We start from the raw sequence: 12,736 nt of genomic DNA on the forward strand, positions 1-12,736 counted from the left end.
CATTTTTCTTACTTGGCAACTCCAAAAAAATATAATCTTCAACTGATTTATTTGTATTATAGCAAAAAATCGTGTCACTTATATATACGCTAAATAATGCGATAAAACGATTATGTATAAAAAAAACTAAGACTTCGCTCAAAGTCTTAGTTTTTTACATATCAACTTTTGTACTTTTTCTTTACCCTTCCCCCAACTTCTCCCAAATCTCACTCTGCTCCTGAAAATGCTTCACTAGATCCACATCAAAGATATCTTTAAGTAGTTTCCTTGAAGCTGTTTCCAGAAATGAGCCTTGTTTGATCACTTGGCCTGCTTTCATGAATAGGACTTGATCGCTTAATGACAGGGCTAAGCGGATGTCGTGGAAGACACCAATAATTGTTTTGTCTTGGTTCTTGCCCCAGTCTTTTAAATAGCCGATGAGTTCGAGTTGGTGTTTGATATCTAGATGATTATTGGGTTCATCTAATAATAGGATATCTGGGTCTTGGGCTAATACTTTGGCTAGGAAGACGCGTTGCTTTTGGCCACCGGAAAGTTGGTTGACGGGATGGTCTTTCAGCTCTAATAAATTAGTCAGTGCTAGGCACTCCATGACTTTTTCTCTGTCTTCTGCTGTCGTGACTGACCATAGTCCTTGTTTGATGTGCGTATATCGGCCCATCATGACGGTTTCATAGACGGTGTAGTCAAAGGCAATGGTTGAAAACTGGCTGAGTAAGGCGACTTTGCGTGCGGCTTCTTTGCGTTTCATTGTACGGACTTCTTTTCCATCGATCGTGATCGATCCTTCGTAGGAAAGGATGCCCGCAATTGATTTCAATACGGTCGTCTTGCCACAGCCGTTAGGTCCCAGGATACATAGGTTCTCGCCTTTGTTCAGCTCGAAGGAGACTTCTTTGATGATTTTTACTGAGCCATAGCCAGCTGTGACTTGCGATAGCTTCAAGGTCATCACTTTTCCTCCTTTAGCGGTAATTTCTGCTGACAAAAGGAATTTCTGTTACGTCGTCTTCTCGGTTGAATTTCATCGCAATCATGAAGAAGTAACCAGACAACAAATTGAAAAAGTCTAGCAAACCTGAATCGACTTTTTTGCCTTGATAAAGATGGCGATACAGCAAACGAACGATTACTTTACAATCGACACGTAAAATATGAGCTAATGCCCCTCGTTCACTTCCTTGAGGTAAGAAAAATGGTCCGCTTTGGTTTGTTCTTTCTGCATTCAATTCATCGACACGACTCTTTAACCAGTCGATTTCTTCTTGCGTGATCGTCATTTTTGTACGCACGCACGCATTGGCATGGTATACCAATTCACCGATTTTCTCTAACTCTTCGTAAAAAGGAGAGTTTGCACATTTTGCGCGCAACAATCCGATTTCTGAAGATAAGCGATCGGTGTGTAATTCATAATCGCAACGTAAGTCATCTGCATCGTCTGCTAAAAATGGATAAGCCTCATAAGGGCTTCGATAAATATCTTTCATAGTTGTAAAACACTCACTTTCTTTTGAAATAAACATAGGCAAAAAATGGCGCACCAATCAATGCGGTGACTGCGCCGATCGGGATTTCTTGGGGAGATAATAGCGTTCGAGAAATCGTATCGCCGACGACCATCATACTGCCACCTAACAGTGCTGCTCCTGGAATGACCCAACGATGGCTGGCACCGAAATAGCGGCGGATGACGTGAGGGGCAATCAAGTCAACAAATCCGATCACGCCGACAAATGAAACGGCACTTCCTGCAAGCAAAGCCGCAAGAACCATGACCCATAGCTTGATCGTTCGAACATCTACACCAGAAATCATTGCTTCTTCTTCACCTAAAGATAACACATCTAAGCTACTCGCAGAGAACCAGAGAGCGATTGTTCCAATCAGTAAAATGGGTAAAAAGATTTGGATTTTTGCCCAAGTGCTTCCTGAAAAGCTCCCCATTTGCCAGAAGACTAATTGTTGTAAATGATCTTTGAACAATGCCGTGACGATCGTCAACATCGCGCCCACAAATAAGGTCATGACCATCCCCACTAAAATAACTGTTTGGTTCGATAATTGCTGATCCAATCTTTGACTCATCATCAAGACAATAAAAACAGTTGCCAAGCCAAAAATAAAGCCTGTCAGAGGTAATGTAAAATTTGGGAACAACGGTAAAGTGATCCCTGAGACAATGATCAACGCAGCGCCAAGTGATGCCCCTGATGACACACCTAGCGTATAGGCAGAAGCCAATGGATTACCTAAAAGGGATTGCATGACTGTTCCACTCACAGCCAACGCAGCACCTACAAGAAACGCCAAAACCACTCTCGGCAGGCGAACCTGCCAAAGAATGGTGACGATCGTTGCATCTAGCTGTTTGTCTCCTCTTGAAAATAATGCTTGGATCAAGGTATCAAAAGGAATGGACACACTTCCGATTTTGATCCCAAAGAATACTACGATGATACTTAAGACAACTGCTATCAGCAACCGGCTTTGTTTATTCATTTTCCAACGATTTGTATTCATCAGGGTAGATTGCTAATGCCATTTCTTTCAAGGCTTTTGTCATATGGTGGTTTGGTAAAGAGCTCGCAGCGTTATCGATATAGAATACCGCTTCATTTTTCACCGCTGGCACGTCTTTCCAGCTTGCACGATCTAAGATTTCTTGTACTGCATCATCCAAGTAATTCACGTTTGTCAAAATCACGTCTGGTTTGCTAGCAATCGCAGCTTCTTCTGTTACTGGAATCCAGCTTTCTTGATCTGCAAATACATTTTCTGCACCTACTAGTTCGATCATTTCATTCAAGTACACGCCTTTACCAAAGCTGTAGATTTCAGGTAATGCGCTAATTTCAAATAATACTTTTTTCTTATCTGTAATCGATTCCCCAATTTCTTTGATCTCATCGATCTCTTTGTTCATTGTATCGACTAATTCTTGTCCTTTTTCATGCTCTTGTAAAGTATCCGCGATAAATTGAACATCTAAAGCAATATCTTCAATGGTATTACTTGTTGGAATATTTACGACAGTAATTCCTGCATCTTTTACTTGTGACCAGACGTTTTCAGAGCCATGCATACTGATATCTGAAACATAAATGACTTGTGGGTTCAATGAAATCAATGTTTCTGCATCCACAGCCATCATATCGATTTGTGGCAACTCATCAATCTCTTCCGTCATTGCTGGGCTTTGTGTGTCGACTGCTACTAATTGATCTTTACGACCTAGATCATCGATCACTTGTGTGACTGATGGAACTAAAGAAACCATCTTATCCACTTCTTCAGGAATTTCGATTTCTTCACCACCGCGGTCTTTTGTTGGTAGAGCAAATTCTGAAGCTGTCGTTGTTTCTGCTGTTTCACTTGTTCCGTTGTCATTATTTGAACAAGCACTCAACCCAAAGACTACGCTCAATCCCAACACAGCAACTAATTTCGATAATTTTTTCATCATCTATTCCCACTTTCTTTAACTCATTTTTACTTTCCCTAGTGATTACTTTGTTAGGATAGCCCTTACATTTCCATACCCTGACTTATCAGATTCTTTTTAAAAGAAATAAAAAACTGCCTTTCCTTTTACAGGATAAGACAGTTTGATCGATCACACAAAAAAACTTTTGGTCTTTCTCCTACAAAAGAACATCATTGCCGTTAAACCGGTCTCCTGACTTGGTTTCGTTTTACTCCCAACCCTTCCAGAATAATCTGTGGTCATGTTGGTTTCATCCACCTTACAGTAGGTAGGTCTGTAGAGGACTTTCACCTCTTTCCCTGACATCTAATCGGCTATTTATTTTTCAGTTTACTTTTACTCTATTATTTATCTTTTTGGAAATTTCAGCTCTATCAACAAAAGTATCTCCGCCAATACTTTAACATATGGATTTCATAAAAGATATACGAAAATCAAGCGAAAAAGGCAACGAAACGCCTTACTTTCAACAAAAATATATTATTCTCTGTTTTTTTAAATGGCATTCATTCATAGTATAAAAAACTGACGACACTATAACATTCGTTGATTTATCTAACGTTTTTTATTTTAATAAAACAAAGCTCATGATAGGCATTCCTATCATGTAAGTGTAAGGTAAAAGGACAAAAATTTGTTAAAAATCATGCAAAAATTTCATATGTTATTCATTAGAATAAGAAAAGATTTATCAGATTAAGGCGATTCATTTTAATATTCAATCCAAAATTTACATTTTGATAGACGTTGAGACACAAGATTTTTGGCTAGTTCTTCTCTTTTATTTCTTTGGCTGTTCCTTTGATATGCTTGTTGAAATACTTCTCTCCGTACCATTCTAACTGCCCTTTCCCTTCCCACTCACGATACTCTTCTTGAAACTTATTTTTATAGTATCCATACAATAAATACGGAAAGGAAATATGCACCTCTGCTGCAGTAAAACTGATATTTACAATCATCCACATTATTACGGTACTTGAGATAGTAGTAATATCCGAGGAATCATTTAGTCCACTAGGAAAAATAAAATTTAAAAGTAGTATTATTGCCCAAAAGATTCCACCGAGTTTATAGCTAAAGGTGACTATTCTTTCAATAAATTTTGAAAATTGATTTTTTGACTCGTGGTTACCGAATAATTGTTTAGCAAGACCATACAATTTTTTCTCAAAAATGATATAACCACTTAAAATCTGAAACAAAATTAAAATAAGTATTCCAGAAATCGTAAGTGGTTCGATAAAGAATGTAATGAAGAACAAATTTATGCTTAGCATCAGCCAAATCATGTAGATGTTTAAATTAATAAAAATAAAGTAAAATCTCGTTCCATCATTCATCTTAGTGATCATAAAAATACTAATTATTGAAAATATCAACAAACCAAACCAAAAAATAGGCATTGAAACAAAATTAATTTTTGGTTCCTTAAATAATTGATGTAACACTTCATTTTCCATCCAAGAATTAATTAAGTAGTAAAATCCGTAGATAAGTAAAATCATAAGTATATAAATAATTAATTGAAATAGAGGATGAAGGTTTTTTTTCTCTTGCTCTTGTATCTTAATACCAGCATACAAATCTTTAACAAAACGATCATCTTCTAAATGTAAACTTTCCTCAAAAGTAGCTGAAAAAAATCTTTTGATATTCATTGTGCTACTCCTCTATAACTAGGTATATATACAGAATTCATTTTTTTACCAAAAGGTTTTCCAGAAGCACTAACATTCCAGTTTGTACTTCTTAACTTTAAATTATCCAACTCTAATTTATTGTTACTTTTTTTATTATCTTCTTTTTGGTAAACTGAATTCTTCCATTTATCATATCTGTCGGGCCATATTGACTGTACAATTGAATTTCCTAAACCAAAAAGCCCTCCAACAACACAGCCTACAAAAGCGCCAGTAGCATTACCTGCTCCTGGTACAATAGTCCCCACAACCCCACCGATTTTAGCGCCTATAGTCATCCCCTCCAACGGTCCTATACTTTTAACCATATCAATCCCTCCGCCCTTTACTGCTTTTCCTACACTACCTGTTTTTCCATACTCATTTACTGCACTTGAAACAAATGTCACACCTAATTGTGCATAAGTAGCTACTTGGCCTGCCGTTCCTATTCCTTTGGCGATACCCCATTTTTTAGCTCCTTGTATCAAGTGGGAGTTCTTCAAGCCTTCGCTGACGTAGGTTTTTACGGGCGAGGTAAACTTAGTAAAATTTTGATAGGCCTTACCTATCGTATCGATTTTAGGAATCCATTTTCCTTGAGCAACAGTTTTACCTAACATTTCGTATTTTGTAAGAAAACTAAATAATCTAGTTTTCATACCCGAAGGTAGATAATTGGTAAGCATCCAAAATTCATCGTTGGATGCCAGCTTGTTTACTAATGCATCAGGATAATTTCTGAGCAACATTTCAAGTCGTTTGATTGCATCGGTTTTCCCTTCTTTTAGAGGTTGAACTAATTTTTCAATCTCCGCATACAGTTCTAAGAAGGCATTAGTTGAAGATTCTTCCAGCAATGTCTGTCCGTTTGGTTTGTACTTCTCAAACCAACTTCCATCCACCCCTTTCGGCAATATATAACTTCCATCTGCCTTTACGGTAGTTTGATTCAGAACTAAGACACTTTGCATGGCGAGTTTTAATTCCAGTAGACTGTTGTTGAACAGTCCACTGTTTTGAGAGTTAAAGGCATTGAGTTTTTGCTGTTTGCGTTGCAACTTGTAGATGTCTTCTTGTAAGCTGTCTGACATTCTCATCAGGTTGCGATGGAAGTCGGTCAGCATTTCTGTGATGCCTGGTAAGATGCTTATATTAGCGATGTGTCTGATCGTCTGCGCATGGTTTTCAATCGATTGTTTAGCAAATGATTTAGCCCGAATCTGTCCGCTTAAATTCTCTTCGTCCAAGTATCCTTCACTAGAAACGATTTGATGCGCGGCGGAGTAAAGATTCAGATCTGATTGAATTCCTTGTACCGCATTGTTTACCCGATTGACTGTAGGAATGATCAATTCAGAAAACAGTCCTTTACCGGCTTGATAAGCTGCTCCGGAGAGTGTTTTTCCGTCAACTGCTTGAACAATTTGTTGGCTACCTGTTCGTAATTGGTCGATCGTTGTACGAGCAAGTGATAAATTAGTGGTCATATTACTTATTAAGTTAGAAGATTCGGTGGCTGAATAGATTAATCCCATAATTTTTGTCCTTTCAATTAGATAAGTGATGGCTGTCTATTATTAATGTAATACTTGATAGTATTTTCTCTCTGTACTTCTATTTATTTACCCCCATCTACTTCATTCATTATTACTATACGTAATTTTTTCCTATTTAAATTAAAATCGTTTGGATAAGAATCATCTACGTCGTATACGAACACTTTCAGTCTTATACGCACACAAAAACAGCCCTAATATACTGGCATTCAATAAGTATTTAGGACTGTACTTTACTTATTATTCATTTTTTATAAATCTTTTCTACGTGTCACAATTATTATTTAGTACCAACTGGCTTCATCTTGTATCATTTACTAGTTTATCATTACTCATTTGACTCCTAAAATAAGTCTACAGGCTGATGGCTAGCGTATCCTTCTATGAGATGATTAACTTTACTAATTACTCATTAACTTAAGGAAAGAGGGCGGAAAATATGACGCAACAAATTGGGTTCTGGGAATCTATCGTAGATATTTTGACATTAAAACCTGTATTCTTGATAGGTCTGCTTATTGTGGCAAGTTTTTTATTCTGGGTCTCTAGAAAGGATAAAGAGTCCTTTAAATTGGTAAACATTCTATCAGCACTTCTATTATTTTATTATATGAGTATCACATTCTTCAACGTATTCGGTGTTCCTTCGCTTCGTGAGTTGAATAGGATCAGTGGGTTCGGCGAAAATATTTTCAATCCGAATATCAATCTTGTTCCTTTCATCGATGGAATAAATACAGGGTATATTCTCAATGTTATTTGTTTTATACCAATCGGATTCTTATGTCCTTTAATTAGTCCCACGTATAGAAAATTCAGCTATTCTCTTTTATTTGGCTTTTGCACTTCTTTAGTGATTGAACTGAGTCAACTGTTTACGGTAGCTAGAGCAACAGATATCGATGATTTAACTTCAAATGTACTAGGGATGATTTTAGGTTATTGCCTAATTCAAGTAATTTTAAAAATGTTCAACCATTCCTCAAATAAAATCCTTGATAAAACGTCTGATTTTTCATGGTCAATACCTGTATTGGTCGTTTTTATCGCTTTCGTTAATACATTTTTTAGTTAATGATTAAAGCTTAATATCTTAGAAACAACTTCTCTATAAAAAGATAAGAACCCCAAAAATTGTTCTTCCAATTTTTGGGGTTCTTGCTTTTTATCATGCTATTCCGTTAGTTTCAATCACTCTTTTATACCAGTCAAACGATTTCTTTTTGTATCTGTTGCCACTGCCCTTTCCTTCATCATCCAAGTCAACATAAATGAATCCATACCGTTTCGACATCTCCCCTGTTGAGGCACTGACTAGGTCGATTGGTCCCCAAGAGAGATAACCAAGACATTCTACATAATCTTCGGTGATTGCCTTTTTCATTTCTGAAATGTGGCGATTTAGATAATCGATACGGTAATCATCATTAATGATATTACCAGGTTCTAACACATCTTCAGCGCCTAACCCGTTTTCAGTGATCATTAGCGGCAATTGGTATCTTCTGTACAACCAGTTCAGTGTATAGCGTAATCCAACAGAATCTATAGCCCAGCCCCAGTCAGAAAGTTCCAGATACGGATTTTGGATGCCTCCAAAGAACGCTTCATTCTCTTTTTGTTCATTCGGAGTGACACTGGACATATAATAATTCAAACCAATATAGTCGATCGTTCCTTGTTGAAAATCTTTCGCATCCGTTTCTTGTTGCTCGATCATGATGCCTTGTGCTGAAAATTCCTTCAATTTGTATTGTGGAAATTTGCCACGACACATCACATCCATTTGATACAATTCTTTTTCGTTTTCCAACAAGTTGTTTAACATCGTTTCTGGTTTACAAGTTTCCGGATATTGCGGATTGATACCGAAGACACACCCAATTTTAAACTCGGGATTGATTTGATGTCCCAACTTAACGACTTTCGCGCTAGCAAGTGCCGTATTGTACGCAATTTGTGCGATCGCTTGTTTTGGATTTTCAAGTTCTTCAAATTTAAGACCAGAAATGTAGTACGTAAAAAATTCTGCCGCTTTCGAGTTTGGGTCTAAATGATTGATTTCATTAAATGTCGCCCAATAACTCACTTTACCATTCAGACGTTCAAACAATGTTTCAGCATACTTTTCAAATAAATCGACTAGTTTGCGACTCGTCCAACCTTGATATTTTACAATCAAGTTAGCTGGTAATTCAAAATGAAAGAACGTGATGATCGGCTCAATCCCATGTGCGAGCAATGTATCTACTACTTCTTCATAAAAGTTCAATCCTTGTTCATTTGGTTCTGGATCATCACCGTTTGGAAAAATCCGTGTCCAATCGATCGAGATCCTTAGTGCTGTAAAACCCATTTCCGCAAATAATTTGATATCCTCTTTGTAACGATGATAAAAATCAATCCCTGTATGAGAAGGATAAATGAATCCTTCTTTCAGTTCTTTGTGGATTTCTCGTGGTATGTCACGAGTGCCTTTCGTCACGAGATCCATATTGGAAATTCCTTTTCCGCCTTGATCCCATCCACCTTCGCTTTGATGGGCTGCGATACTACCGCCCCATAAAAAATCTGTTTTCATCCTTTTGCCTCCTAAATAATCACTGCTAACACTTGATTCGTACTTTCATCAGCCAACGGTACGACATCTAAAAAGTCTGCGCTATTCGTGACAACGACCATCACTGTTGGATCAAAACCAGCTGCTTGGATGGCAGAAAAATCAACTGTTGCCAACACATCGCCAGTCTTTACCTGATCGCCGACTTTTACATAACTAGTAAATCCTTTACCTTCAAGGTTCACTGTATCGACGCCCACATGGATCAATACTTCTACTCCATCTTCTGTCTTGATTCCATACGCATGTTTTGTGGGGAAAACTACGGTGACTTCTCCTGCGATCGGTGCAAAAATTTCGCCATTTTCTTCATCTGGAATCACTGCAAACCCCTTACCTAAAGCCCCTGAAGCAAACGCACTGTCTGAAACTTGACTCAACTGGATGACCTCACCTGAACTAACATTTTCCAGTGCGATTTGACCAGCTTTCTTCAGCGATTTTTCTTTTTCAGTTGCTTTATCTTCTTGTGGCATCCCCAGCCCATAAGCAACAGCTCCAGCTAGAAGAAATGCTGTGACACATGAAATGATCATCCAAACAAAGTTTGCTGTTCCACCAATCAAGAAAGCGGGCAATCCTGCTAGCCCCCAAGCCATGGTCCACGCTTTGACACCGGCTAACCCTGCAATCAAACCGCCAATTCCACCACCAACAATCACGGCGATAAACGGACGGCGATATTTCAAGAAAACACCAAAAATAGCTGGTTCTGTGATTCCCATGACCGCTGAAAAACCAATCGTTCCAAATGTCGCTTTTTCTTTCTCTTTTTTCGTCTTCAAGAAATAACCAATCATCGCTCCAGCAACGGCAATATCTGAAATCGTGGCAGCTCCAGTAATCACCGGATCGTAGCCTAATTCAGCAAAGAAAGTCAATCCGATCGGGAATAGGAAATTCGCAGCCCCTAAGACGATCAAGAACGGTTGGAAAGCTGCATAAAGCATCACTACGATCCAATAACCAATATTTTCAGACAACATCGTGAAGACCCAAGAGATCCCAGAACCGATCCACATACCAACTGGACCAAAAACGGTTAAGAGAACGGGTAATACGATCATCAAGGAAACTGCTGGAACAAAAAACAGCTGAATCGCTTTCGGTACTACTTTTTCTAACTGAGTAGTCACAAATTTCAACAAGGCGATCGCTAATAAAATCGGAATGAATGTGTGGGAATAATCAATCACAGGTAATTGATAGCCGAACAAACTTAATCCTTCCGCACCCGTAATGTTTGAAGACATCACCGTTGTGGCTAAAACAGTCGCGACATACGGATTGACATTCAATCTTCTAGCTGATGAAAAAGCAAAAAAGATCGGTAAGAAGGTAAAAATCGACGTTTGTAATGTCTGGAAGATTTGATACGTTGGACTTTCCGCTGAAACGATTCCGGTCAAAGAAAGCAAACTCAAAATCCCAGCAATCATCCCTGCCGCAATCAACACTTCAATAATTGAAGTCATTGATTCAGAAACCACCGATAATACTGCTGTCGGGATTTTCTTCCATGATAATTTTTCTTTCTCCGAAGTAGCCTCACTCCCACCCCCTAAGCCTGTTAATGACATGAAATCATTATAGACTTCAGTGACATGCGTACCAATAATGACCTGATACGCCACGTCATTAGAGACGACGTCAATCACTCCGTCTAGTTCTTTTATTTCTTCTGTTTTTGCTAAGTCGCGATTATTTAGCGTCAAACGTAAACGTGTGACACAATGGGCCGCAGCTACAATATTTTCTTTTCCGCCAACTAATTCAATAATTGCTTTATTTAACTTTTCATATTTCATCTGTTTTTTCAATCCTTTCTGTTAATCGATTGATGTGCATCATCAAATACGTCTCTTCATTCATGGAAAGATCTGCTTTAAATTGATGCTTGATATAAATTTTGATTTTTTGGACCGCTTTGAAAGCCTCGGGATATAACTGACTGATTTGTTGATACAATAAAGAGATACTTCCTTCTGACTGTGCCAACTCACTTTTAATGATCCGCTGGATAAAGTATTGCAAATGAGTTGAGAACCGCATAAAGTTCGTCGAAGATTCATCGATTTTAAATGTGTAGTGTTTTTCAATAATAGAGACAATATCACTCAATGTCTGCATTTCCAGTAACCGGTCAGATTTCTTATTGTCCCAAAAGTTGATGAAATGCAAAGCGATAGAAGCCGCTTCATCACTTGGAATACTGAGATTTTTTTCTTTCTCGATCATCTGAAGACTCTCCAGTGCAAGCTCAAAATGACGAGGATAAAACCTGCGAATATCCCAAATCAATGGACTTGCAATAAACTGGCTCTTTTCAGCCCGTTCTAAAAGAAACTCTAAATGATCCAGTAATGTTAGGGTTAAATAATCACTCACTTTGATGCCAAGTTTCCCCTCTGCATTTTCAATGATCCGACTAATCAAAAGAATGTCATTTGAATCCGACTTTGAAAGTAAGTAGCTAAAATGCTCCAACATTTCATACGAATCCAAAATATACATTTTCTCAATCTCGTCTTCTGAAACCTGTTGGCCCTTTTTCTTTCGAAAGCCGATTCCCTTGGAAACAATAAAGACTTCATGTCCGCCCTTCTTGATCAATGCCACATTGTTGTTGATTATCTGTATTATTTTCACTTGCCCTATTCTCCTTTCCTAAAAAAAAGAACTCAAAAAAGATTTAAGGCCTGTGCCTTAAAATCTTTTTTGAGTTCTGCCTGCATTGCAGTAACATACTCGCATTTAATACTGCCGCGTATTAAATGGGTTCTTCTTTTTATTGATGATATATAATTAATGATAAATGTGTTTTACGAAAATGTCAACGCTTTCTTTACTGGTACATAACAAAAAGGAATGATTATCAGCCAATTTTTTCTATTACACCATTGGTTGTTTGATCTATCTATTATTTGATTTATTTCATTAAAACAACTGTAGCAAGATCTCATCTGTAAGAAATTCCATCAGGATTTTGCTCTTTTTTTATGACAATGTATAGTTTCATTTCCTCTACATCGTACTTCTTTGGCTCTCATCCTTCAATCCTATTTATGCTTATGGCGTACCAAACTCCTTTAAAATCTTTTTGGGAATCAAATTGTACACCCATGATTATTAAGTTTGTTTTATTTACATTTAAAGCCATTCCACATACATCCTTTATGCAGTAGTTAATTATTATTATACTAGAAGTTAGATAGAATTTTAGTAAATTCATCTGACAAAGCTGACAGATTCTACAAGAACAATATCTGAGAAAAGTACCTATTTTTTATTCTACGATAGTAAAAATGAGTCGGTACTTTATTAGCAACCCTATTTAGATATGATTTCATCTATTCGAATTAGACACTTTTCAATACTGACA

At 37.5% G+C, this 12,736-nt stretch carries 10 protein-coding genes and 1 riboswitch; of the genes, 1 reads left to right on the forward strand and 9 read right to left on the reverse strand.

All coding sequences use genetic code 11. The features are described from left to right. Nucleotides 1-181: 181 nt before the first annotated feature. From IGI79_RS11025 to IGI79_RS11050, 6 genes are all read right to left on the reverse strand, one after another. Entirely contained in the window at nucleotides 182-958 is a 777-nt protein-coding gene (locus IGI79_RS11025; protein WP_438845974.1) for an ABC transporter ATP-binding protein, read from the reverse strand. A 13-nt stretch (nucleotides 959-971) separates the two neighbouring features. Beyond that, nucleotides 972-1,496 (reverse strand): ATP:cob(I)alamin adenosyltransferase, encoded by a 525-nt coding sequence (locus IGI79_RS11030; protein WP_272018497.1) that lies wholly within the window; start codon nucleotides 1,494-1,496, stop codon nucleotides 972-974. A 13-nt stretch (nucleotides 1,497-1,509) separates the two neighbouring features. Next, nucleotides 1,510-2,508: a FecCD family ABC transporter permease gene (locus IGI79_RS11035; RefSeq protein ID WP_195273358.1), complete on the reverse strand. Its 999-nt coding sequence runs from the start codon at nucleotides 2,506-2,508 to the stop codon at nucleotides 1,510-1,512. Next, nucleotides 2,501-3,469, reverse strand: coding sequence for an ABC transporter substrate-binding protein (locus IGI79_RS11040; RefSeq protein WP_438845975.1), 969 nt, complete (start codon nucleotides 3,467-3,469; stop codon nucleotides 2,501-2,503). The genes IGI79_RS11035 and IGI79_RS11040 overlap by 8 nt, the downstream gene beginning before the upstream one ends. Nucleotides 3,470-3,658: 189 nt before the next feature. Next, nucleotides 3,659-3,819, reverse strand: a riboswitch (cobalamin riboswitch). A gap of 441 nt (nucleotides 3,820-4,260) precedes the next feature. Then, nucleotides 4,261-5,154 carry a hypothetical protein gene (locus IGI79_RS11045; RefSeq protein WP_438845976.1) on the reverse strand — a complete coding sequence of 298 codons (894 nt, stop codon included), beginning with the start codon at nucleotides 5,152-5,154 and terminating at the stop codon, nucleotides 4,261-4,263. After that, nucleotides 5,151-6,713 carry a hypothetical protein gene (locus IGI79_RS11050; RefSeq protein WP_438845977.1) on the reverse strand — a complete coding sequence of 521 codons (1,563 nt, stop codon included), beginning with the start codon at nucleotides 6,711-6,713 and terminating at the stop codon, nucleotides 5,151-5,153. Before IGI79_RS11050 ends, IGI79_RS11045 begins: the two co-directional genes overlap by 4 nt. A gap of 460 nt (nucleotides 6,714-7,173) precedes the next feature. Between IGI79_RS11050 and IGI79_RS11055 the strand changes: the two genes are divergently transcribed. Beyond that, nucleotides 7,174-7,809: a VanZ family protein gene (locus IGI79_RS11055; RefSeq protein ID WP_438845978.1), complete on the forward strand. Its 636-nt coding sequence runs from the start codon at nucleotides 7,174-7,176 to the stop codon at nucleotides 7,807-7,809. A 93-nt stretch (nucleotides 7,810-7,902) separates the two neighbouring features. On the opposite strand, the gene IGI79_RS11060 is transcribed toward IGI79_RS11055, so the two are convergent. From IGI79_RS11060 to IGI79_RS11070, 3 genes are read right to left on the reverse strand one after another with little or no spacing between them, the layout of a single operon-like run. Continuing rightward, the gene (locus tag IGI79_RS11060; RefSeq protein ID WP_438845979.1) at nucleotides 7,903-9,315 is read right to left on the reverse strand and encodes a family 1 glycosylhydrolase; all 1,413 of its coding nucleotides are present in this window, start codon (nucleotides 9,313-9,315) and stop codon (nucleotides 7,903-7,905) included. Between the two features lie 11 nt (nucleotides 9,316-9,326). Further along, the gene (locus IGI79_RS11065) at nucleotides 9,327-11,162 is read right to left on the reverse strand and encodes a beta-glucoside-specific PTS transporter subunit IIABC (RefSeq protein ID WP_438845980.1); all 1,836 of its coding nucleotides are present in this window, start codon (nucleotides 11,160-11,162) and stop codon (nucleotides 9,327-9,329) included. Beyond that, nucleotides 11,152-12,003 (reverse strand): PRD domain-containing protein, encoded by an 852-nt coding sequence (locus IGI79_RS11070; protein ID WP_438845981.1) that lies wholly within the window; start codon nucleotides 12,001-12,003, stop codon nucleotides 11,152-11,154. The genes IGI79_RS11065 and IGI79_RS11070 overlap by 11 nt, the downstream gene beginning before the upstream one ends. Nucleotides 12,004-12,736 lie beyond the last annotated feature (733 nt).

The sequence above is a fragment of the Enterococcus sp. AZ084 genome, from assembly GCF_051714905.1.
Taxonomy (GTDB): domain Bacteria; phylum Bacillota; class Bacilli; order Lactobacillales; family Enterococcaceae; genus Enterococcus_B; species Enterococcus_B pernyi.